Source organism: Acinetobacter tianfuensis (assembly GCF_003611465.1).
In the GTDB taxonomy this organism is placed as follows: Bacteria; Pseudomonadota; Gammaproteobacteria; order Pseudomonadales; family Moraxellaceae; genus Acinetobacter; species Acinetobacter tianfuensis.
This window is the reverse complement of sequence record NZ_RAXV01000007.1, coordinates 77,485-102,063: the sequence shown is the minus strand read 5'-3', so window position 1 is coordinate 102,063 and position 24,579 is coordinate 77,485. Positions and strand designations below refer to the sequence as shown.

The 24,579-nt window shown below is 42.2% G+C and carries 17 protein-coding genes; 12 read left to right on the top strand and 5 right to left on the bottom strand.

Annotated features, from left to right (window positions below; genetic code table 11):
- Positions 1–58: 58 nt before the first annotated feature.
- Entirely contained in the window at positions 59–1,333 is a 1,275-nt protein-coding gene (gltA, locus tag D7V32_RS05105) for a citrate synthase (protein ID WP_120401825.1), read from the bottom strand.
- Between the two features lie 1,031 nt (positions 1,334–2,364).
- On the opposite strand from gltA, the gene sdhC reads away from it, so the two are divergent.
- From sdhC to sucD, 9 genes are all read left to right on the top strand, one after another.
- Entirely contained in the window at positions 2,365–2,763 is a 399-nt protein-coding gene (gene sdhC / locus D7V32_RS05100) for a succinate dehydrogenase, cytochrome b556 subunit (RefSeq protein ID WP_120401824.1), read from the top strand.
- Entirely contained in the window at positions 2,763–3,128 is a 366-nt protein-coding gene (sdhD, locus tag D7V32_RS05095) for a succinate dehydrogenase, hydrophobic membrane anchor protein (RefSeq protein ID WP_120401823.1), read from the top strand. The genes sdhC and sdhD overlap by 1 nt, the downstream gene beginning before the upstream one ends.
- A gap of 12 nt (positions 3,129–3,140) precedes the next feature.
- Complete coding sequence (locus D7V32_RS05090; protein WP_120401822.1) at positions 3,141–5,039, top strand: FAD-binding protein; 1,899 nt, start codon at positions 3,141–3,143, stop codon at positions 5,037–5,039.
- Positions 5,040–5,053: 14 nt separating this feature from the next.
- Positions 5,054–5,764 (top strand): succinate dehydrogenase iron-sulfur subunit, encoded by a 711-nt coding sequence (locus D7V32_RS05085; protein WP_120401821.1) that lies wholly within the window; start codon positions 5,054–5,056, stop codon positions 5,762–5,764.
- A gap of 859 nt (positions 5,765–6,623) precedes the next feature.
- On the top strand, positions 6,624–9,446 hold the full coding sequence (locus tag D7V32_RS05080; protein WP_120401834.1) for a 2-oxoglutarate dehydrogenase E1 component: 2,823 nt from the start codon (positions 6,624–6,626) through the stop codon (positions 9,444–9,446).
- A gap of 17 nt (positions 9,447–9,463) precedes the next feature.
- Positions 9,464–10,648, top strand: coding sequence for a 2-oxoglutarate dehydrogenase complex dihydrolipoyllysine-residue succinyltransferase (gene odhB / locus D7V32_RS05075; protein WP_120401820.1), 1,185 nt, complete (start codon positions 9,464–9,466; stop codon positions 10,646–10,648).
- A gap of 60 nt (positions 10,649–10,708) precedes the next feature.
- Positions 10,709–12,142, top strand: coding sequence for a dihydrolipoyl dehydrogenase (gene lpdA / locus D7V32_RS05070; RefSeq protein ID WP_120401819.1), 1,434 nt, complete (start codon positions 10,709–10,711; stop codon positions 12,140–12,142).
- Between the two features lie 181 nt (positions 12,143–12,323).
- Positions 12,324–13,490, top strand: coding sequence for an ADP-forming succinate--CoA ligase subunit beta (gene sucC, locus D7V32_RS05065; protein ID WP_120401818.1), 1,167 nt, complete (start codon positions 12,324–12,326; stop codon positions 13,488–13,490).
- Positions 13,491–13,503: 13 nt separating this feature from the next.
- Positions 13,504–14,394: a succinate--CoA ligase subunit alpha gene (gene sucD / locus D7V32_RS05060; protein ID WP_120401817.1), complete on the top strand. Its 891-nt coding sequence runs from the start codon at positions 13,504–13,506 to the stop codon at positions 14,392–14,394.
- Positions 14,395–14,780: 386 nt separating this feature from the next.
- Here the strand turns inward: sucD and D7V32_RS05055 are convergent, their stop codons facing one another.
- The 3 genes from D7V32_RS05055 to D7V32_RS05045 all read right to left on the bottom strand — a co-directional run bounded on the left by D7V32_RS05055 (position 14,781) and on the right by D7V32_RS05045 (position 17,495).
- Positions 14,781–15,419, bottom strand: a complete 639-nt coding sequence (locus D7V32_RS05055) for an OB-fold-containig protein (protein WP_120401833.1) — start codon at positions 15,417–15,419, stop codon at positions 14,781–14,783.
- A 377-nt stretch (positions 15,420–15,796) separates the two neighbouring features.
- On the bottom strand, positions 15,797–16,339 hold the full coding sequence (locus D7V32_RS05050) for a hypothetical protein (protein WP_120401816.1): 543 nt from the start codon (positions 16,337–16,339) through the stop codon (positions 15,797–15,799).
- A 65-nt stretch (positions 16,340–16,404) separates the two neighbouring features.
- Positions 16,405–17,495, bottom strand: a protein-coding gene (locus tag D7V32_RS05045) for an IS4-like element ISAba1 family transposase (RefSeq protein WP_120401815.1) whose coding sequence is annotated in 2 segments (ribosomal slippage) — positions 16,405–16,955 and positions 16,955–17,495 — 1,092 coding nt in all. Because the reading frame shifts where the segments join, the coding sequence is not laid out codon by codon here.
- Positions 17,496–17,850: 355 nt separating this feature from the next.
- On the opposite strand from D7V32_RS05045, the gene cysD reads away from it, so the two are divergent.
- The 3 genes from cysD (at position 17,851) to D7V32_RS05030 (ending at position 21,981) form a co-directional block, all read left to right on the top strand.
- Positions 17,851–18,765 (top strand): sulfate adenylyltransferase subunit CysD, encoded by a 915-nt coding sequence (gene cysD / locus D7V32_RS05040; protein ID WP_120401814.1) that lies wholly within the window; start codon positions 17,851–17,853, stop codon positions 18,763–18,765.
- Between the two features lie 114 nt (positions 18,766–18,879).
- Positions 18,880–20,493 (top strand): sulfate adenylyltransferase subunit CysN, encoded by a 1,614-nt coding sequence (cysN, locus tag D7V32_RS05035; RefSeq protein ID WP_120401813.1) that lies wholly within the window; start codon positions 18,880–18,882, stop codon positions 20,491–20,493.
- A 312-nt stretch (positions 20,494–20,805) separates the two neighbouring features.
- Positions 20,806–21,981: a helix-turn-helix transcriptional regulator gene (locus D7V32_RS05030; RefSeq protein WP_120401812.1), complete on the top strand. Its 1,176-nt coding sequence runs from the start codon at positions 20,806–20,808 to the stop codon at positions 21,979–21,981.
- Between the two features lie 63 nt (positions 21,982–22,044).
- Here the strand turns inward: D7V32_RS05030 and D7V32_RS05025 are convergent, their stop codons facing one another.
- On the bottom strand, positions 22,045–24,441 hold the full coding sequence (locus D7V32_RS05025; RefSeq protein ID WP_120401811.1) for a glycerophosphodiester phosphodiesterase family protein: 2,397 nt from the start codon (positions 24,439–24,441) through the stop codon (positions 22,045–22,047).
- Positions 24,442–24,579 lie beyond the last annotated feature (138 nt).

Genomic DNA, 24,579 nt, shown 5'->3' with positions numbered 1-24,579 from the left:
ATATAAAAAAACCGCCCGAAAGGGCGGTTTTTTTAGGTCGCGTATAACGCAGCTCAAATTAACGAGCGATGTCACGCTGAGTTTCGCCAGTGTAAAGCTGACGAGGACGACCGATTTTGTAAGGTGCGCTGTGCATTTCTAACCAGTGGCTGATCCAGCCAACTGTACGAGCAAGAGCGAAGATTACAGTAAACATTTCTGTTGGGATACCAATCGCTTTAAGGATGATACCTGAGTAGAAGTCTACGTTAGGGTATAGGTTGCGTTTGATGAAGTATTCGTCAGAAAGCGCAATACGTTCAAGTTCCATAGCAAGAGCAAGCTGAGGATCGTTGATGTTAAGTGCAGTTAACACTTCGTCACAAGTTTCTTTCATTACTTTAGCGCGTGGATCGAAGTTTTTGTAAACTCGGTGACCGAAGCCCATAAGTTTAACTTCTTTAGTTTTCACTTTTTCCATGAAGCCAGCAACGTTTTCTACAGAGCCAATTTCATCAAGCATTGTAAGAACAGCTTCGTTCGCGCCGCCGTGAGCAGGACCCCATAGGGCAGCGATACCAGCAGCGATACATGCATACGGGTTAGCGCCAGTAGAACCAGCTAAACGTACTGTAGACGTAGAAGCATTTTGTTCGTGGTCAGCATGAAGCGTGAAGATACGGTCCATTGCTTTCGCAAGAATAGGATCAACTTTGTAGTCACGGTCTGCTGGAGTAGCAAACATCATGTACAAGAAGTTTTCTGCATAGCTTAAGTCGTTACGCGGGTAAACGAACGGTTGGCCTACAGTGTATTTGTAAGTCCAAGCAGCTAGAGTAGGAACTTTAGCAATTAAGCGGATTGCAGTGATTTCACGGTGGTCAATGTTTTCAACATCGAAGCCGTTGTGATAGAACGCAGAAAGCGCGCCAACAACACCGCACATGATCGCCATTGGGTGAGCATCACGGCGGAAACCGTTGAAGAAACGGCTAACTTGGTCGTGAACCATAGTGTGGTTGCGAACTTTAGCGTCAAACTCTTCTTTTTGTTCAGCGTTTGGAAGTTCGCCGTTCAATAGAAGGTAGCAAGTTTCTAAGTAGTCTGCTTTAGTAGCAAGCTGGTCGATTGGGTAACCGCGGTGTAAAAGAACACCTTTACCGCCATCGATGAATGTGATTTTAGATTCACATGCAGCTGTAGACACAAAACCAGGATCAAAAGTAAAGTGACCTGCGGCCAATACATCTTTAACGTCGATTACATCTGGGCCTAATGTGCCGCTATAAATTGGTAATTCAATTTCTTTGCCATCAAGCTGTAATACTGCTTTCTTGCCAGTTGCTTCAGACATTCAATCGATCTCCTGTCCTGGTGAATGTTTATCTGACTCTTAATGCTAATATTTTAATGCGAGAATCAGACGTATCAAAAATTTGCTATAAGATTAGTTGGTACTGAAATTTTGTCAATTATACTTATGGATAAAAGTGACGCCCGCACAGAGGTTTAGTCAAAGCTTTAACACATTTAAAAAATGAATAAATCACAGTAACGACGCAGTATAATAAGTCATATTTAGGGGGAGGTGCAGATTAAAATGCGTCTGCTGCTTTAATAGTAGTCAATTTATAATTGCTAAAAGCTCTGACTGATTTTGATTATTCGTTGCACATAATTCGCTAAACCATTATAAATTTCACTACTTACAGGTTTGTGAAGCGTGAAAATGATGTTTTATTATTCATAAATAAAAGCGCTTAATCGCAGATGTAAAAAAGTTTGTTTGATCAAAAAATAACTGCTTAAAACGCAAAAAAAGATTAAAAAATAATCAAATTTAAAGGTTTTGAGCTGCATTTTTCCTATTATTTGGTATTTTTAGCCATAAAATAGAGAGTTATGCACAGACTAAGTTCTTATTAAGAAACGTGATATTTCTTTGGTATTTTTTAAATTAAATATTCATTATTTATTAATTAAATAATAGTCTTGGCGCAATTATGCAAAATCGCTAAAATATAGAAAACAATTAACAAAGTTTTTTTGGCCTTTAGTCTAAGGGTTTTTAGTGCATTGAATGCTTTGCTATTTTAAGTATTTAAATACATTTAATATTTGAAAACCAATAACATAGTGCCTTAAGGTGAAGTCGGGGCTGTTTTTTTGCGCAATAAACAGATGTTAATGATTCTTATTTAATGATTTTTTTAACTATTTCCTAAATGCCTCTGTTTGTATTTTGATAGTTCACGTTTTATAATTCAGTGTCGTTAAAAGTTTAGGTCTTATCATGTCTAACTTTTAGATAAAATAAGGCTTGAAAATGCCAGCTTTCCTTCGAATTAATTCCAACAAACTCCGGATGGAGTTTTTAACTACAGGATGCCCGCTGTGAAAAGCAACAGACCTGTCAATTTGTCCATGGGTCAAGTTTTAGATGTAAACTTAAAATCCCCTGTGGCTATTGCATCAATTCTACACCGTCTTTCAGGTGTCATCGTATTCTTACTTGTACCGGTACTTCTATGGATTCTAGACAAATCATTGTCTTCTCCAGAAGGTTTTGCTCAAGTTCAAGCTGTTTTTGACAGCTTTATTGTGCGTTTCATCGTATGGGTATTTGTAGCCGGCTTAATTTTCCACCTTATCGCGGGTATTAAGCACTTACTTGCAGACGTCGGCATTGCTGAAGAGCTGCAAAGCGGTCGTGTCGCAGCTACTATTTCATTGATCTTGTCTGCAATCGGTATCATTGCGGCATTTGTTTGGATTGTTATCTAATGAAAAGTGCTACTGGTTTAACGGGTTCAGGTTCTCGCGATTGGTTTATCCAGCGTGTAAGTGCTGTAGTTCTAGCTGTTTATACCTTTGTGGTATTGGGTTGGATTCTGTGTAATGGCGGATTCAGCTTTGAACAGTGGTACGGCTTTATGATGACTACGCCAATGAAGATTTTATCTTTATTGTCTGTCTTATCTCTTGTTGCGCATGCATGGATCGGCATGTGGCAAGTATTCACTGACTATGTGACTACTCGTCAAATGGGTCCTTCAGCATCAGGTTTACGCCTTGTACTGACTTCAGCAGTGATTATTGCTGTATTTGCATACGCAATCTGGGCGATCCAGATTTTTTGGGCGAATTGATAGGAAACAATCATGGGCGCTATAACCCCTAAAGAAGATTACACAAATATTCCGCACGAAACTTTCGATGCAGTCATCGTTGGCGGCGGCGGTTCTGGTATGCGCGCATCTTACCAGCTTGCTCAAGCAGGCTTAAAAGTTGCGGTTCTGACTAAAGTATTCCCAACACGTTCTCATACTGTAGCAGCACAGGGCGGTATCGGTGCATCTCTTGGCAACATGCAAGAAGATAACTGGCACTACCACTTCTACGATACAGTTAAAGGTTCTGACTGGTTAGGCGACCAAGACGCGATCGAATTCATGACGCGTGAAGCGCCTCAAGTTGTATATGAACTTGAACACCTGGGCATGCCGTTTGACCGTAACGCAGACGGCACAATTTACCAGCGTCCATTCGGCGGCCATTCTGCGAACTACGGCGAAAAAGCTGTACCTCGCGCATGTGCTGCAGCTGACCGTACAGGTCACGCGCTTCTTCACACGCTTTACCAAAGCAACGTGAAAATGGGTACTCAGTTCTTCGTTGAATGGATTGCATTAGACTTAATCCGTAACGAAGCTGGCGACGTTCTTGGTGTAACAGCAATTGACCAAGAAACAGGTAAAATCGCAGTATTCCAAGCGAAAGCGACATTGTTTGCTACAGGCGGCGCAGGCCGTGTGTACCGCGCTTCTACAAACGCATATATCAATACTGGTGACGGTCTTGGTATGGCTGCCCGTGCAGGTATTCCATTGCAAGACATGGAATTCTGGCAATTCCACCCTACGGGTGTTGCGGGTGCTGGCGTACTTCTTACTGAAGGCTGCCGCGGAGAGGGTGCAATCCTTCGTAACGATGCAGGCGAACCATTTATGGAGCGCTATGCACCGACTCTTAAAGACTTGGCGCCGCGTGACTTCGTATCACGTTCTATGGACCAGGAAATTAAAGAAGGCCGTGGCTGTGGTCCTAAGAAAGACTACATCTTGCTTGATATGACGCACTTGGGTGCTGAAACGATCATGAAGCGTCTTCCATCTGTATTTGAGATCGGTAAGAAATTCGCGAACGTTGACATCACTAAAGAGCCGATTCCTGTAGTGCCTACAATCCATTACCAAATGGGCGGTATTCCTACAAACATTCACGGTCAGGTGGTTGTTCCTGAATCTCGCGAAACTGAAGCGCTTGTTGCGCACTACAACAAAGATACTGATGTTTATTCTACAAATGCGGAAGGCCGTAATTTCACTAAACCAGTGAAAGGTTTCTATGCAATTGGCGAATGTTCATGTGTATCTGTACATGGCGCAAACCGTCTAGGTACAAACTCGCTTCTTGACTTGGTTGTATTTGGTAAAGCTGCCGGTGAACACATCATCGACTACGTGACTAAACACCACGGTGATGAATACCAGCCGCTTCCTACAACGGTACTTGAGCAAACTATTGCGCGTATTCGTCAGCTTGACGATTCGACTTCAGGTGAAAATGCTCAAGAAGTTGCTGATGCGATTCGTGACATCGTTCAAGATCATGCTGGTGTATTCCGTACATCTGCGCTTCTTGAAGAAGGTGTGAAGCAGATTCTTGCGATCGAACCGCGTGTACGCAATATCCACTTGAAAGACAAATCTAAAGTATTCAATACAGCGCGTATTGAAGCTCTAGAAGTTGAAAACTTGTACGAAGTAGCGAAAGCAACACTGATTTCTGCTGCTGCGCGTAAAGAATGCCGCGGTGCGCATACTGTGGTTGATTTCGAAGAATCTCCAGATCATGCGGAATACCCATACGGCCGTCGTGATGATGAGTGGATGAAGCACACATTATGGTTCTCTTCAGACAACCATCTTGAGTACAAGCCAGTGCGTTACAAACCATTATCGGTTGACGCAATTCCACCTAAACCGCGTACATTCTAATTGGGAGAATAAAGATGAGTAGAGGTATCCGTACATTTCATATCTACCGCTATGATCCTGATAAGGATAAAGCGCCGTACATGCAAACTTTCAAGCTTGAGCTGACTGAAAAGCACCGTATGCTGCTTGATGCGCTTCTTGCATTGAAAGTTCAAGATGAAACGTTAACATTCCGCCGTTCATGCCGTGAAGGTATTTGCGGTTCTGACGGTGTGAACATTAATGGTAAAAACGGTTTAGCGTGCCTATGGAACCTAAACGATTTGCCAAATGAAATCACAATCCGTCCGCTTCCAGGTCTTCCAGTTGTGAAAGACTTGGTTGTTGATATGAATCAGTTCTACGATCAGTACAACAAAATTCACCCGTTCTTGATCAATAACCAGCCTGCGCCTCCTAAAGAGCGTCTGCAGTCTCCAGAAGATCGTGAACACTTGGATGGTTTGTACGAATGTATTCTTTGTGCATGCTGTTCAACTTCATGTCCATCATTCTGGTGGAACCCAGACAAGTTCTTGGGTCCATCTGCATTGCTGAATGCTTACCGCTTCATCATCGACTCTCGTGATACAGCAACTCAAGAGCGTTTGGACCGTCTTGACGACCCATTCTCTTTGTTCCGCTGTAAAGGCATCATGAACTGTGTGTCTGTATGTCCTAAAGGTTTGAACCCTACTAAAGCAATCGGTCACATCCGTAACATGCTTTTAGATATGGCGGGCTAATGCGGCATTGACGCAAGTCTAAAAAACGCACCGCAAGGTGCGTTTTTTTATATTTTAAAAAGCTTAACTGTTTGCTTTATTGCGGTTTTGTTGTGTTTTTATAACGAAAGAAAGTGTATTTCTAATAACAGAAATCGTTTTTAAATATAGCGAAGTCAATGGGATAGGCTGCTGTCTGGCAAGTTTTGAAGTGAGGGCGGGCTATGGGTGGGTTATTGTGCTGGTTAATATTTGATGGTTTGGCCTATTAAGCCTGTAAAATTGAGCGGAAAATGTTATCATATAGCGGTTAAGGAGAGCCTCGGTAGAAATGTCGTGCTCTCTTTTGTTTTATGGAAAATTGATTGGCTATACTTTGGTCTAAATTGAAAGATTTTTGAAGATAAAGCACCATATCTTAGCTGGAAAATATTAAACTGTATTTCGCCAATTTATGGATGGTATGTGTCAAAAAAATCAATTCAAAATCTGGTTGCGTGATAGCATTTGACACACAGCTATATTTGAAAAACGGCGGCTATGGGTACATTTTTTCAACAATTTATGTGCTTGAAGCAGGATATAAATGTAAAAACATCCGCCTGTAAAGTCGGTTTAGAAAAGATAATCAGTGCGAATTATTTTTTCTAAGACGATTTGCAAAAAATTGCCTAGCTTTTGCTGGGTATTAACAATGAGTAATGATGCCGCTGAGGGGTGTTATTGTTCGTTAATCGCATTGGGTAATCCTGATGCAGTGATAACGCCTCATGGCTTAAGCCTAATGGGGACTAATGCTGTTTATCATATGGCATTTTTAATCATGGGTTCGCTTAAAAAGCATCCTGAAATGTTTTTGCAATAGGAAATGGGTCCACAAATGCAAGAAGTTGCTGACGCGCTGCGTCTTGACACTGAACTTTCCGCTGACAGTGCAGCGTATATTGAAGAGCTTTATGAGCAGTATTTGGTTGCTCCAGACTCAGTAGAAGCTGACTGGCGCGAATACTTCGATAAATTCCCTAAAGGTGATCAGCCGCACAGTAATGTACGTGAGCAATTCCTATTATTAGGCCGCAATTCAAGCCGTGTTCAGCCTGTTGTTCAAAGTGCAGTAAGTTCTGAGCATGAGCGTCGACAAATTGGTGTATTGCAGTTAATCGCTGCTTACCGCAACCGCGGTCACCAAAAAGCAAAACTCGATCCGCTTGGTTTAGCTAAACGTGAAATCGTGCCTGATTTAGATTTGGCAACGCATGGTTTGACTCAATCAGATCTAGATACGCCATTCAACACAGGCAACTTAGCAATCGGTAAAGATGAAGCTACGCTGGGTGAAATGGTTCAGGCAATGGAAGCAACATACTGTTCTTCTATTGGCGCAGAGTACATGCACATCGTGGACACAAAAGAAAAACGCTGGATTCAACAGCGCTTAGAAGGTGCACGCGGTCAATTCGGCTATAACGCAGAACAAAAGAAACACGTTCTTGAGCGCTTAACAGCAGCTGAAGGCTTAGAAAAATACCTAGGCAACAAATTCGTTGGCGCGAAACGTTTTGGTGTTGAGGGCGGCGAATCATTTATCCCTATGGTAAATGAATTGATCCAGCGCGCTGGTTCAGTTGGCTGTAAAGAAGTTGTTATCGGTATGCCTCACCGCGGCCGTTTAAACCTTCTTGTAAACATCATGGGTAAAAACCCAGCTGACCTATTTGGTGAGTTCGAAGGTAAATCTCTTCATAAGAAAGGTTCTGGTGACGTTAAGTACCACCAAGGCTTCTCTTCAAACGTAATGACTCCAGGCGGCGAAGTTCACTTGGCATTGGCGTTTAACCCATCACACTTGGAAATTGTTGGTCCTGTAGTTGAAGGTTCTGTACGCGCACGTCAAGTACGCCGTAAAGACATCGGCGGTGACGATGTATTGCCAGTAATCGTTCACGGTGACGCAGCATTTGCGGGTCAAGGTGTAAACCAAGAAACCTTCCAAATGTCGCAAACTCGCGGTTATACAGTGGGCGGTACAGTTCACATCGTGGTAAACAACCAAGTTGGTTTCACAACTTCAGATCCGCGTGATGCGCGTTCTACAGAATACTGTACTGACATCGCGAAAATGATCCAAGCGCCTATCTTCCATGTGAATGGCGATGATCCTGAATCTGTATTGTTTGTTGCTCAATTGGCGCATGATTTCCGTCATACATTCCGTAAAGATGTTGTGATTGACATGTTCTGCTACCGCCGCCGCGGCCATAACGAAGCGGACGAGCCGGCAGCAACTCAGCCAATGATGTATCAAGTCATCAACAAAAAAGCGACGACTCGTACTTTGTATGCAGACAAGCTGGTTCAAGAAGGTGTTCTTGACCGCGCTGCTGCTGATCAAATGGTTGAGCAGTACCGTTCTGATTTAGAAGCAGGCAAGCACGTTGCAAATGCGCTGGTGCTTGAGCCAAATACAAAAATGTTTGTAGATTGGGCGCCTTACCTAGGTCATGAGTATACAGACGAATGGGATACAACTTTCCCAATCGAGCGTTTGAAAGAACTTGGCAAGAAAATGCGCGAGCTTCCTGAAGGCTTCGTAATGCAGCGTCAGGTTTCGAAAGTCATCGACGACCGTCTGAAAATGCAAACTGGCGAAATGCCTTTGAACTGGGGTGCTGCCGAAACTCTAGCGTATGCATCACTTTTAGATGACGGTTTCCTTGTGCGCTTAACAGGTGAAGACGTTGGCCGCGGTACATTCTCACACCGCCATGCAAAACTTCATAACCAAGTGGACGGTTCAACTTACATTCCATTATGTAACTTGAAAGAGAACCAGCCGCGTACAGCAATCTATGACTCATTATTGTCAGAGATGGCGGTTCTTGCGTTTGAATACGGCTATGCAACGACTCTTCCAAAAAGCTTAGTGCTTTGGGAAGCTCAGTTCGGTGACTTCGCTAACTGTGCACAGGTTGTTATTGACCAGTTCATCGCTTCAGGCGAAACGAAGTGGGAGCGCGTATGCGGTCTGACTATGCTTCTTCCGCACGGCTTTGAAGGTCAAGGTCCAGAGCATTCATCTGCGCGTTTAGAACGTTTCTTACAGTTATGTGCTGAAGACAACATGCAGGTAATGACACCGACTACTCCAGCGCAGATTTATCATGCTTTACGCCGTCAGGCTCTTCGCCCGATCCGTAAGCCAATGATCATCATGTCGCCGAAGTCATTGCTTCGTCACAAGCTTGCTACATCTAACCTAGATGAGCTTGCAAACGGCACATTCCAAACTGTGATTGACGAAATCGACAGCATCAACAAGTCAGACGTTACCCGTATCGTGCTTTGCGGCGGTAAGGTTTACTACGACTTGCTTGAAAAACGCCGTGAAAAAGAATTGAACAACACTGCAATCGTTCGTATTGAACAATTGTATCCGTACCCAGAAGCTCGTCTTGCTGAAGTTCTTGCTCAATATCCAAATGCAACGGAAATTGTATGGACACAAGAAGAACCGAAGAACCAAGGCGCTTGGCTGTTCATCGCTCCGCGTTTATATGACGACATCATGAAGTCAGGTAAACAGGTACGTATTAGCTACGCAGGCCGTGAAGCATCTGCTGCACCGGCATGCGGTTCACCATATTTGCATGCAAAACAACAAGCTCAGCTCATTAATGACGCTCTAGCGATCGTAGCTGAATAATCAGGAGATTCTAAGTAATGGCAACCGAAATTAAAGCACCGGTATTCCCAGAGTCAGTTGCGGACGGTACGATCGCTGCTTGGCACAAACAACCAGGTGAAGCTGTATCACGTGACGAAGTGATCTGTGATATTGAGACTGACAAAGTTGTTCTAGAAGTTGTTGCTCCTGCAGACGGTACGATTTCTGAAATCATTAAAAACGAAGGCGATACAGTGCTTTCTTCAGAAGTAATTGCTGAATTTGTTGAAGGCGCAGCAGCTGCTGCGCCTGCAGCTCAGCCTGAAGCCGCTGCTCCAGCTGCGGCAGCTCCTGTAGTTGAGCGTGCTCCTGTTGCTGACCAAGCGCCAGCTGTTCGTAAAGCTTTGTCGGAAACTGGCATTGCTGCTGCTGACGTTGCAGGCACAGGCCGCGGCGGCCGCATCACTAAAGAAGATGTTGCAAATCATCAAGCGAAACCAGCAGCTCCTGCTGCTGCGCCATTAAGCGTTGCTGTAGGCGAGCGTATTGAAAAACGCGTTCCGATGACTCGTCTTCGTAAACGTGTTGCTGAACGTCTGCTTGCTGCAACTCAAGAAACAGCAATGTTGACCACGTTTAACGAAGTGAACATGAAACCAATCATGGAAATGCGCGCTCAATACAAAGACGCATTTGAAAAACGTCATGGCGCGCGTCTAGGCTTCATGTCATTCTTCGTTAAAGCTGCAACTGAAGCGCTTAAACGTTACCCAGCTGTAAATGCTTCAATTGACGGCAACGACATCGTTTACCACGGTTACTATGACATCGGTGTTGCTGTATCTTCTGACCGCGGTTTAGTGGTTCCAGTGCTTCGTGATACTGACCGCATGAACTATGCTGAAGTAGAAAACGGCATCCGTGCATATGCTGGCAAAGCGCGTGACGGTAAGCTTGGCATCGAAGATATGACTGGCGGTACGTTCACCATTACTAATGGCGGTACTTTCGGTTCATTGCTTTCTACGCCTATTTTAAACACGCCGCAAACTGCGATTCTTGGCATGCACAAAATCCAAGAGCGTCCTATGGCTGTGAATGGTCAAGTAGAAATTCTTCCAATGATGTACTTGGCGCTTTCTTATGACCACCGTCTAATCGATGGTAAAGAAGCGGTTGGTTTCCTTGTAACAATTAAAGAATTGTTAGAAGAGCCAGCTAAGCTGATCCTTGATCTTTAATTCTAAAGAATAAATCCATGGGCTTAGAGCGATCCTCTAGGCCCATTTTTGGAGAGAATAATGTCTCAACAATTTGATTTAGTTGTAATTGGCGGCGGTCCAGGTGGTTATGAAGCTGCGATCCGCGCTGCGCAATTAGGCTTTAAAGTTGCGTGTATCGAAAAACGCATCCATAAAGGCAAGCCGTCTCTAGGCGGTACTTGCTTGAACGTGGGCTGTATCCCGTCTAAAGCGCTTTTAGATTCTTCACACCGTTATGAAGATACTGTTCATCACCTAGATGACCACGGTATTACAACAGGTGAAGTGAAATTTGATCTTGCAAAACTTCTTGACCGTAAAGACAAAATCGTAAACCAATTGACGATGGGTATCGATGGCCTTCTTAAAGGTAACGGTATCGAATGGTTAAAAGGTACGGGTAAATTACTTGCTGGTAAAAAAGTTGAGTTTGTATCTCACGAAGGCGAAACTCAAGTTTTAGAACCTAAATACGTAATTCTTGCGACTGGTTCTGTTCCTGTAAATATTCCAGTAGCTCCTGTAGATCAAGACATCATCGTTGACTCTACTGGCGCATTAGAATTCCAAGAAGTACCTAAGCGTTTAGGCGTAATCGGTGCGGGCGTAATTGGTCTTGAGCTTGGTTCTGTATGGCGTCGTCTTGGTGCTGAAGTTGTTGTATTTGAAGCAATGGATGCATTCTTGCCAATGGCTGATAAAGCTTTGGCAAAAGACTACCAAAAACTATTGACTAAACAAGGTCTTGATATCCGTGTTGGCGCTAAAGTTGCCGGTACTGAAGTTAACGGCCGTGAAGTTACAGTTAAGTACACTCAAGGCGGCGAAGACAAAACTCAAACTTTCGATAAATTGATCGTTTGTGTAGGCCGTCGCGCTTATGCTGAAGGCTTATTGGCTGAAGATTGCGGTATCAAACTGACTGAACGCGGTTTAGTTGAAGTAAACGATTGGTGTGCAACTTCTGTTGAAGGCGTATACGCAATTGGTGACTTGGTGCGCGGTCCAATGCTTGCGCATAAAGCAATGGAAGAAGGCGTAATGGCTGTTGAACGTATTCACGGTCATGCAGCACAAGTAAACTACGACACCATTATTTCTGTAATTTACACACACCCAGAAGCGGCGTGGGTAGGTTTAACAGAAGAGCAAGCGAAAGAAAAAGGCCACGAAGTTAAGACTGGTCAATTTGGTTTTGCTGCGAACGGCCGTGCAATGGCTGCTGGTGAAAATGCTGGTTTCGTGAAGTTTGTAGCAGATGCTAAAACGGATCGTTTGCTTGGTATGCACGTGATTGGGCCTGCTGCGTCTGACATCGTACACCAAGGCATGATCGCGCTTGAGTTTGTATCTTCTGTTGAAGATCTTCAGTTAATGACTTTCGGTCACCCGACATTCTCTGAAGTTGTCCATGAAGCTGCGCTTGCAGTCGATGGACGTGCGATTCACGCGATTCAGCGTAAACGTAAATAAGATGAAGAAAAGAGCGGCCTAGGCCGCTCTTTTTGCATTTGGTGGTTGTTTTTATATGAACAATCATCTAAAAATAAAGATAAGAAATATTTTAAATTTTTAAAAAGGTTAAAGCTGCTTTGACGGATGTCTGGGCTTTAATGGGTCATAACAAAGCGAAAAATGAGTAAAAGGTTGTTCAATGAATCTACACGAATATCAAGCTAAAGCGTTATTAAAAAAATATGGTATGCCCGTCCAAGAAGGCGTATTTGTAACCACTGCTGAAGAAGCTGTAAAAGCTTTTGAGCAATTGGGCGGCAAGTTTGCAGTTTTAAAAGCCCAAGTGCATGCTGGCGGCCGCGGTAAGGCAGGCGGCGTGAAAGTAGTGAAGTCGGCTCAAGAAGCGACAGATTATGTCAACCAGATGGTCGGTTCACGCTTAGTCACTTATCAGACAGATGCATTAGGTCAGCCAGTCAGCGGTATTTTGGTTTCTGAAGATGTTTATCCTGTAGAGCGTGAGCTTTATTTGGGTGCTGTTGTAGACCGTTCAAGCCGCCGTGTGACGTTTATGGCATCGACTGAAGGCGGTGTTGAAATTGAAAAAGTCGCGGAAGAAACACCAGAAAAGATTATTAAAGTCGAAGTTGATCCTTTAGTGGGTTTATTGCCGTTCCAAGCGCGTGAAGTGGCCTTTGCGCTGAATTTGAAAGATAAGCAAGTTAGCCAGTTTGTCAAAATCATGTCAGCTGCTTATCAAGCATTCATTGAAAATGATTTTGCCTTATTTGAAATTAACCCGCTTTCTGTACGTGAAAATGGCGAGATTTTATGTGTGGATGCAAAAATTGGCATTGACTCAAATGCGCTATACCGTTTACCCGAAATTGCCGCGCTGCGTGATAAGTCGCAGGAAAATGAGCGTGAGCTGAAAGCGTCTGAGTTTGATCTGAACTATGTGGCCTTAGAAGGCAACATTGGCTGTATGGTCAATGGCGCAGGGCTTGCCATGGCAACCATGGACATCATTAAGCTATATGGCGGTCAGCCGGCAAACTTCCTTGATGTTGGAGGCGGCGCGACCAAAGAGCGCGTGATCGAAGCCTTTAAAATTATTTTGGCAGATACGTCTGTACAAGGTGTATTAATTAACATTTTTGGCGGAATTGTACGTTGTGACATGATTGCAGAAGCAATTATTGCAGCGGTTCAAGAAGTAAATGTCACTGTGCCTGTGGTTGTTCGTTTAGAAGGGAACAATGCAGAATTAGGTGCAAAATTACTTGATGAATCCGGTTTGAAATTGATTTCTGCAAGCGGACTAGCGGATGCTGCAGAAAAAATCGTTGCTGCGGTAAAAGGCTAAGGGAGCAGAAATCATGAGCGTATTAGTAAATAAAGACACAAAAGTATTGGTGCAAGGTTTTACCGGTAAAAACGGTACATTTCACTCTGAACAGTCAATCGCTTACGGCACAAAAGTTGTTGGCGGCGTAACACCGGGCAAAGGCGGCACACAGCACTTAAACCTGCCAGTCTTTAATACGATGAAAGAAGCGGTTCGTGAAACTGGTGCAACGGCAACCTCGATTTATGTACCTGCGCCGTTTGTATTAGATTCGATTATTGAATCTATTGATTCAGGTATTGAGCTGATTGTTGTGATTACAGAAGGCGTACCAACGCTGGATATGTTAAAAGCCAAGCGTTATTTGGAAACCTACGGCAATAATGCGCGTTTGATTGGACCTAACTGTCCGGGGATTATTACCCCAGGTGAATGTAAGATCGGCATTATGCCAGGTTATATTCACCAAGCAGGCAAGATTGGTATTATTTCGCGTTCAGGTACATTGACCTATGAAGCCGTCGCACAAACGACCAAGCTTGGTTTAGGGCAGTCAACCTGTATCGGTATTGGCGGTGACCCAATTCCGGGTATGAACCAAATTGACTGCTTAAAGCTGTTCCAGGAAGACCCGCAAACTGAAGCGATCATCATGATTGGTGAAATTGGCGGCACTGCAGAGGAAGAAGCGGCTGAATATATTCAGTCTCATGTGACCAAACCTGTGGTGGGTTATATTGCAGGTGTAACAGCGCCAAAAGGCAAGCGTATGGGGCATGCTGGCGCGATTATTTCTGGCGGTAAAGGCACTGCAGAAGAAAAATTTGCGGCTTTTGAAAAAGCTGGCATGGCATATACGCGCAGTCCGGCAGAGCTGGGTTCTACTATGTATGCTGTGCTTAAGGATAAAGGGCTGGTTTAAGTTAAGCCTGCTTGGCAGATCTCAGCTTTATATCAAGTTATAAATATTTTAAAAGCCTGATGCATGTCATTAGGCTTTTTGTGGTTTTTGTCTGTACGGCCGCAGCAGTTTAAAGCTGAACGTGTTGATGCTGAATCTGGAATGAATGTATTTCACAGATGATGGACTATGTTTTGATATGCGGATGGATTAAAAAATATTCAGCTGCGTATTCTTAGATTTCTCTTGCATATAAAAGGCTGCAGTGTGAGTTGATTCATCACGGCGATATGCTCACTTTCAGGTTTTAGCGGCTTTAAGGTCAGGACTGCACAGCTTTAAATACGAATCTAAATTTAAATAAAAAGCCGCAGAATGGGCTGCAGCTTTTTATTTAAAAATGCGGTTTACAGGAGAGTGCCTTGGAAACCATTTTTTGTTTTTTGCGTCAGTACAAGAGAACTGCCTGTACTGAGTGAAACTTCTTGGTCAGGCTCTACCATGACATAATGTGTAATGCCTTGCTGATCTTGTACTTTGGCCTTAGCGGGCATATTCATGCGCGCTTCGCCGTGAACAATGACTGCGGTACAGCCAATCAGCGCATCACTGTAAAGGATAGGCAGATTGTCATACGGTAAAAGTCTTGCCACAGTTTGCACGCAAAGACGTACCAATGGCATGCAGAGAAAAAAGCTTGCCAATGTGATCAGCAGTGCATTAAACAGCATGTCAGTAAAGTAGTGCATCATGCTTTGGATCATCAGGCCTGTGAAGCTGAATGCACTTAGAAAAATGATGAGCCAGATAAAGAGCGGTACGTGCCCTAAACATAGCCAATCTAAAATTTTTCGTATTAGGCTGCGCTTTTTAGGCGCGCCATTTATGGATTGTTTCTCTAGATCTTCCGGCAGGAATTGTTCGACTAAGCTTTGTGAGCCGCCTCCAATGACTGCTAAAAGAACTTCAAGTATCCCAAATAAAAACATCAGACACAGGCTAATGCTGAATGCAATATTCGATGGATGAGTGAGCAATTCCCACATAGCAATTTCTCTCATCTTAAAATATGAATAATTAAAAAAAATTATTTCTGGCAACATATTTTTTTATAATTCTAAGATAACACCGAATGATGAAGTTGTGTAATAAATGGCTGACAATTATTGTCAATTTGTTGAAATATTTTTCACAAATATGTCGTTTTATAGAGTTTTGTTAACTGCAAATAGGTATAGCACAGCGGCATTGCCGTCAATTTAGGCTTTAAATTCTATATTGCGGTTTAAAGTCTGTAAATTTTTGTATCCGACTGCATTGGCGTTCTAGATTGTTTATATGCATAGCCTCAATAAGAAATGCGCTGTGTAAAAATACACAGCGCATGAATCATTTCATAATCTTTAAATGTCTGGAGTTATGATTACAATAGTGCGGTTTGAATGCGGACTTTCATTTCTAAGGCGATTTGTAAAATGATACTGCTCATCCACGCAACCTGTTCACCCATTGGATTGATTTTTAGGGCTGTTTTTAAAAAGTCCATTTCTGGCAGTTCAAACAATTGCTGCTGAATCGCGGCTTCCAGCTGGCTGGCATTTGAAGCCAAAGGCATGCTCACCATATAAAAACCTTTGGGATAGTTATAAAAAGCATACAGCAAATTAAAAGCGCGCTGGTCGCCTTTCAAGCTGCCCGCGCCGATTTCATAATGATTATTTTGATTGCTGTGAGTAATGCCAATGACAAACTCCCACTTTTGCTCCGAAAGTCGTAGGCCAAATTGCAGGCCTAATTGGTCGGAACTGTGCTCATGCTGCACAAAATTGTTTAAGGCAGAGCCGTTCTCTGCTGCAGGTTCTTGCAAAATCAGCATATGCTGCTGATGCTGGTAGATATATCCGGCAAGTCTTGCCTGTTCTAAGCGTGCTTTGAGGGTTTCAATGTCAAAATGGCTATAAGGCATAGTCTGCAGGGTATAAAAGAGAACTGCTTTTACTCTAAGGTTTTTTTCTCTGTACACGACAAATTTCACAGAACCCTTATCCTATCAGGATTCTGCCTTCTTAAAATTGCCAAAATTTCCTTAAACTCTTCTTTTTTCCCAAAACCAATTAAACGCTGAATCGCCATTTGAACATAGTCTAAACCATAGCGAAATAAACTCATTGAGAGTCGTCCATGCTTCTTTATTTTTATCGCTTTTTTTTGATCATGTTGCCATTCACCCGTTAAGTAACACCAACAGAAGCTTATAGCTAACACCGCAATCAATTTTTTCACTCGTCTAGGGTCTGTCAAGCGCGTATTTTCAAGATTAAACCCGCGTCCTTTGAGACAACTGAATAAGGTTTCAATTTCCCAGCGTAATGCATAATCCTGAATAGCATTGGCATTAAACTGAGGAGAAACGACGAGTAAAAGCTCTCCATTTTCTAACTGTAGTGCACTTATATATAGTTTCACCCGACCAACCAAAATCCGTCGTTTACGACATTCAATTTGACCAACTTTAAGATGGCGAAATAAATCACTAATTTTATGATTCTTTCCTAAATGATTGGTGACAATGAAGTTTTTTTAACACGAATGCAGAAGTTGATGTCTTGTTCAATTAACCATGTAAACCACTGCTCACCGATAAACTCTCTGTCTGCGAACACATTCACAATACGGTCTTTACCAAAAATGGCTATAAAGCGTTGAATCAAAGCAATGCGCTCTTTCGTATCTGAATTTCCACTTTTATTAAGCAATGTCCAAAGGATAGGTATCGCTATTCCACGATAAACGATTGCGAGCATCAGGATATTAATATTTCGTTTTCCCCATTTCCAATTGGTTCTATCTAAAGTCAGTTGCACTTGGTCGAATGAAAACATATTGAAAATCAACTGAGAAATTTGACGATAATCAAAATACTGACCTGCAAAGAAGCGCTGCATACGTCGATAAAATGATTGTGGTAAGCACTTGATGGGCAAGGCTTTAGATGCAGAAGAAAGATTACATGTTTGCTTTAAAATAATCACAAGCATGATGAGCGCAAAGCACTTTAAATGTGACTTGTTCCATTTTAGAGATTTGTTTAAGATAAGATATAACTCATTGAGATGTGTCATAGTATTCGTCGTTAGAAAACAATTATTATGACATTATTTCAATGAGTTATCTATTTTTGTCGTGTACAGAGGGTTTTTTTATAAATTTGAAAATAAAAGCATTAGAGTATTTAACTATGACTTCATCGTTTAGACTTTTAATAAATATACGGAAATTATGGCATAATTGGTTAGATTTATAAGTCGGTGTTGTTTTGCTCAGTAAAATTGATTAAAAATATCAGCAAAGTTTTATATGACGAATTTGCATATCAATATAATAAAACAAGCAATAGTTGGGATAAGTAAATCACTATAATGAATAACAAATTTCAAAAGTGTCATAAGTACACGATTTTCTAAGCTGGTGTTGTCCATGTCGTTAAATGAGGAAAGACTTACTCATCTTAAGCAGCTAGAAGCTGAGAGTATTCATATCATCCGTGAAGTTGCCGCTGAGTTTGAAAACCCAGTGATGCTTTATTCTATTGGTAAAGATTCTGCGGTTATGCTGCATCTTGCATTGAAAGCCTTCTATCCTGCCAAACTTCCATTCCCGCTGCTGCATGTCGATACGGGCTGGAAGTTTAAAGACATGATTACTTTCCGTGACAACATGGCGAAAGAGCATGGCTTTGATTTGATCGTGCATCAAAATAAAGAAGGCCTAGATGCGAATGTAAACCCATTTGACTATGGCAGTTCAAAATATACAGACATCATGAAAACTCAAGGCTTAAAACAAGCGCTTGATAAATACCAGTTTGATGCTGCTTTTGGCGGTGCGCGCCGTGACGAAGAAAAATCACGTGCTAAAGAGCGTGTTTATTCTTTCCGTGATACGAAGCACCGTTGGGACCCGAAAAACCAGCGTCCTGAACTTTGGAATCTTTACAACGGTAAAGTGAACAAGGGTGAAAGCATTCGTGTGTTCCCATTGTCTAACTGGACTGAGTTGGATATTTGGCAATACATCTATCTGGAAAATATTAAGCTTGTTCCTTTGTATTTAGCTGCTGAACGTCCAGTGGTTGAGCGCAGCGGTACACTCATTATGGTAGATGATGAGCGCATGCGTTTGAACGAAGGTGAAGTGCCGCAAATGAAATCGGTACGTTTCCGTACACTTGGCTGTTATCCGTTAACAGGTGCAGTTGAATCGACTGCAAGCACCTTGCCGGAAATCATTCAAGAAATGCTTTTAGCGACCAGCTCAGAACGTCAAGGCCGTATGATTGACCATGATGAAGCTGGCTCGATGGAAAAGAAAAAGCAGGAAGGTTACTTCTAGAAATCTCTCCCGGCCTCTCTTTATAAAAGAGAGGAGAATTTCCCCCTTTTTTAAAGGGGGGATACAGGGGGATTTAAGAAACCGATTTCAAAAGAATATGTGGAGCTTTGAGCAATGTCTCATCAATCAGATTTAATTAGCCAAGACATCTTGGCATATTTAAAACAGCACGAAAATAAAGACTTATTGCGTTTCCTGACTTGCGGTAATGTGGATGACGGTAAATCGACGTTAATCGGCCGTTTGCTTTATGATTCAAAATTGATTTATGAAGATCAATTGCAAGCGGTAACACGTGACTCGAAAAAAGTCGGCACGACGGGCGATGCGCCTGACTTGGCTTTACTCGTAGATGGTCTGCAAGCAGAACGTGAGCAGGGCATTACCATTGATGTAGCTTACCGTTATTTCTCTACTGAAAAACGTAAGTTCATCATTGCCGACACCCCGGGACATGAGCAGTATACCCGCAACATGGCAACAGGCGCATCGACTGCAGATTTAGCAATCATTTTGATTGATGCGCGTTACGGTGTGCAAACTCAGACTCGCCGTCACTCATTTATTGCAAGCCTTTTGGGTATTCGCAACATTGTTGTTGCAATTAACAAAATGGATTTAGTTGAATTTTCTGAAGCTCGTTTCAATGAAATTCAAGCAGAGTACAACGAATTTGTGAACCAATTGGGTGAGCGTAAACCTGCGAATATTATCTTTACGCCTATTTCTGCGTTAAATGGTGACAACGTTGTAAACAAATCTCCAAATACACCTTGGTACCAAGGCCAGACCTTAATGGAGACTTTGGAAACTGTTGAAATTACACGTGACAGCAGTACGCATGAATTCCGTTTCCCTGTTCAATATGTGAACCGTCCAAACCTAGACTTCCGCGGTTTCTGCGGCACGATTGCACTGGGTGAAGTTGCTGTTGGCGATGAAATTGTTGCGCTTCCATCTGGCAAGAAATCAACAGTTAAAGAAATTGTTACTTTTGACGGCAACCTTGAAAATGCCATAGCTGGTCAAGCAGTAACACTTACATTAAATGATGAAATTGATATTTCACGAGGCAACGTACTGGTAAAAGCGGGTGAGCAGCCCTTAACTTCACGTTCTGCACGTGCATCTGTGGTGTGGATGACAGATCAGCCTTTAGTGGTTGGCAAACTGTATAACGTGAAGTTTGGTACGCAAACGATTCCTGCCAAAGTTGCGAAAATTAACTACCGTACCAATGTCAACACACTGGAAAAAACGGAAGTTGAACAGCTTGAACTGAATGCGATTGCAGACGTAACGATTGAATTTGATGCTCCTGTTGTATTTGATCGTTACCATGACAGCCGTTACACAGGCTCTTTCATCTTTATTGACCGTTTAAGCAACGTGACTGTCGGCGCGGGTATGGTTGAATCTGCGGTGGAATGGACTGCACACAACGAACCTGTAACTGCGGAAGCGCGTGCTGCGCGTTTGGGGCAAAAACCAGCTGCGGTGACTGTTAGTGCTAAAGCCCTTGAAAATGCGCAAGCGATTGAAAGCTTGCTGATTCAGCAAGGCGTGGTTGCAATTGCGAAAGCTGGTTTAGATGCTGCTCAAGTTGCGCTGCTTCGTGAAACTGGTGTAGTGGTTGTTACAGACCTCGCTGAAGGTACGGATGTGGCTTATGCCGTAGAGGCTGCTGAAGAAGTGGCTGAAAAAATTGTTGAGTTAGTTCGTTTGTAATAGATTGAATTGATTTAAAAAAACCCGCCGAAAGGCGGGGTTTTTTGTTCAAAATGGAGGTGCGCTATTCAAGTTAATCATTCTTAATATGTGTTTAGGGGGGATGGTTTAGATGGTATTGGATTGAAAAGTAATTTATTAAAGAGGTCTAATAAATATAGGGGATTCTGCGGAGTAAATAATAAATTTTATTAATTTTTTGATTTGTGAATAAATATATTACATTTCATGTTTCCTTGACTTTGTTCTAAAGACATTACATAAATAATCAAAAAATATTATTAAATTCATTATAAGTAATTTGGGTGAGTTATGTCAGAGCTCGAAAGTAAATTAATTGGCATGATTTATGATGCTGCTTTAGATAGAGCGCAATGGCCAGATGTGCTCGAAGAAGTTGTTAGATATACGGGCAGCAAAACGGCGATTTTTGTATTTCTTGATCAGCTTAATCCCGAACACGATTTTATTTATAGTCATCAGATTCCAGATGTGAGTATGGCTGCATATCAAGAAGAGTGTATAAAAATCATTGATATGCGATTGCATGCTCCATTATGGCAGCAAGCAGGAGTGGGCGGGGTTGTTCATATGAATCTGAGTGATTATGCCTTAAAGCCGCCAGATTCAGATGAATTTATTTTTTACGATAGATGTTTAAAGCCTACAGGCGTTTTCTATATTTCAGCTGTTTTACTTGATACAGGGCAGTATCGTTGGGGGGTGTTAGGTTTACATCGGGCATCGTGTAAATATGAACAGAGAGAATTAGATATATTGAGGCGTATCGGTACGCATTTACGCCGTGCTTTGCAAATCTATCGTCAACTATCTTTAGTTCAACAGCATAATCAAGATTTATATAGATTATTAGATTGCTTAAAATTAGGGGTGATGCTAATTGATCAGGATTCTCGGCTTATTTATACAAATCAAAGTGCACAGAACGTTATTGAAAAATCAAAGCTAATTAAGATTGATCAATCTAACCGAATTAAAATATCTAAAGAACATCAGATAAAATTAAATCAATATATACAGAGCGCATTATTTTTTGATCAAGCTAAATCTAATTTAAATCAGACCGATAGTTCATCTGTAGGGGGTGTTATGGCATTGATTGATCAAACATCTGAACAAAAACTGATGTTGAGTATTGTTCCGTGCGCAAAAATTTTACAGCAAAATAAAATGGGTGAACCAGCCTCTCAGAGAGTGGTTATTTTTATGACCGAAACAAATCAGTATAGTGAGCTGGCAACAGTATTTTTAAAAAACTCCTATATGCTGTCGAGCAGAGAAATACAGGTTTGTGAGCTCTTTGTTAATGGTTTAAATCTGGAAGAAATTGCGGAACAAAAAGGATTGGCTTTGAGTTCGGTTAGAACTTATTTAAAACAAATTTATGCAAAAACTAAATGTAATTCACAGGCTGATTTAATGAAATTACTTATGTCCGCAACGATTAATTTCGAGCATATTGCATAGGGGGTATTCAGTTCATCATCAAGACCGACAATGAACTGAATGAGTAGATGGCTATTTTGAAACCTATTGAATCGTTACAGTGACAGGCTTTGCATAAATGGTATAGGTGTAATTTGGCGCCATCGTATATTGATAGCTTGGCATGACATAGGCAGTGCCTTTTTCGGTAAATGTCAGCCCTTGACCATTTTGTGTATATTTAACTGAATTTGGCAAAACCAGCATATTTTTCACAATGTAATTTGATTTCGCTCCAATCTGAGTTTGGATTTCTGCATTGATTTCTAGAGGTTTACCTACAGCGGCTGTGATTTGGCTGGCTGTATTTAGCTTTACGGCCAGATTGGATGAATCATGCGCATAATCTGTAGTTAAACCATGCGTGCCTTGAACATACATGCGGTTGAAATCATCTTTGTTCATGCGGAACGTCCACGGCCAGAAGGTCACGCCGCGCTGGCTCGCCATAACCATCAGTTCTTTATTTAAACCAGAAAAAGACGGGTTAAAAGTTGAGGAATATTTTTGCGTTGCATCTAAAATGCGGCGCGTGTTGACAATATTGCTTTGCGCTGTCGGTGTGCTGGTTAAAAAACCAGTCGATACGCCCGGCAATTCATTCTTCATATGCAGCATTTGATCACCAAGAAAACTAATCACAATCGCTTGGTCATAAGCATCATACTTATCTAGCAAAGCTTTAATTTTTGGAACAATTTCAGGTTTTGAACTTTTGATTTCAATGAAATGGGTCACATTTGGATATTTTTTCACAGCCGCAAGAATCTCATCCATTGTCGGCACTTTACGTCCATTTGGAATGGTGCGTAAGTGCTGAATTTCTGCAAGCGTCAAATCTTCAATTTTGGCATTTACACCTGTGGTGCGTGTTGTGGTTGAATCATGCATGACCACGACATGATTGTCTTTAGAAAGATATACATCGTACTCAACCGCATCTGCGCCGACTTCGATGGCCTTTAATGTGCCTTCTAAAGTATTTTCATCTTCAAGTGCAGGAATGCCGCGATGTCCTGTAATAAGCGGTTTGCGCAGCAGCGTGTTAGGCGCCATCAATTTCATAATGGATTGAACCGTCTCTGGCTGAGACGTATAAATACCATTGACACCTGTGCTTATCGCTTCGGCAGCCGTTAACGCATTATTGGTCTCAATATTTGCCCAAGGTGTAATCAGCAGGCGCTGTAAATGCGAAACAGCTTCTGTCTGTACAAGATGCTTGGGCAGAATGACAATTTTAGAAAGCGATAAATTGGTATTGTGCGCAATGGTGACTATATCTTTACGTGAATTTGTTAATCCCGTTTGTTTGGAATAATCCAGCGCTGTTCGAAGGGCAGGAATGGCAATCCGGGCTTTGCGCAAAAGTTCAGGCTGATCTGAAAGCAAGGTGATATCTGACAGGTCATGGCTTTCGTTCAGCGCTTTTAATTTTTCAATGGTTTGTTCATTTTTGATATGAAGGAGCGGCAGCGTGCGGCGCGTTGCGTCATTTAGATAATCACGCAAAGGCATGACTTTTTTCTGTTCAGCATTCAGCAGATTTAACTGTTCATCCAGCTGATAGGCAATGTGTGTTGCAGCAGCAGAGGAAATGCCGTTCACAGGTGCAGGCTGGGCAATGGTTGGCGCCATAGAAACAGGCAGGTTTTGGTCAATAATTTCTGTAACGCGGTTGGATTCAGGCAGCGGATCAAGCTGTTCAGTAATCTTGATTGAATCCACTTTCATTAATAAGCCGGCAGTAGATAAGCCGACTGCGCCTTGGTCTAGATTATAAGGCAGTGTGGTATCCAGCACTAAATTGTCATCAATATAGTGGCGCACACGCTGACCATGCACAATCACCGTCGCTTTATGCGGCGTGTTGATGTCCATATTTTCTTTATAAGCAGATTTATGCAGGACATTCCACGCATTGGTAGGCTGGCGCAGCGCCAGTTCTAAACCGCTTGCGCCAGTTGCATCAGCGCGAATTGCAAATTGATAATAAGGGGTGAAGGCAGGTTCAGCATAGCTGTCCGCAGCGCGGTAAATAATACTGCCCCAGCGGCCGCCATTATTTCTTTCTAAATAGGTAAATTCGACATCTATGCGATAGTTTCTGAGTTTTTGATATTCAGGTGACAGCATTAACGTGGTCATTTGTGTGTCATTGGCGCGTCCGTCAATGAACAGGCTGCCGTCTTTGACTTCAACCGTGCCTGCATTGGAGCGCAGTGCAGTCCATGAGGCTGGAAGCGCGCTAAGCTGATCGAAGTTTTCGTCTAAATAGCTTTTAGGTACAGGAACTTCTTCTTCTGGCGTTTCTGGCTCTGGAGCTGGTGTAGTTGGTGTTTCAGGCAGGGCGGATGATCCGTCATTATCATCATTGTCGTTACAGGCAGTTAAATTGAATGCCAATAATACCGCTAAGCTTAATGAAGTCAGTTTAGTCATTATGTTGTCTCAGGTTTGATTTTTTAAAAAGCGATTCAAACTTAATAGTTGAAAATGACACTTTTATTGATTTGTCATATATCTAAACTTTGCTTACATATTGATGTTTTATGAATTCATAAAAATTTAATAAAAAGT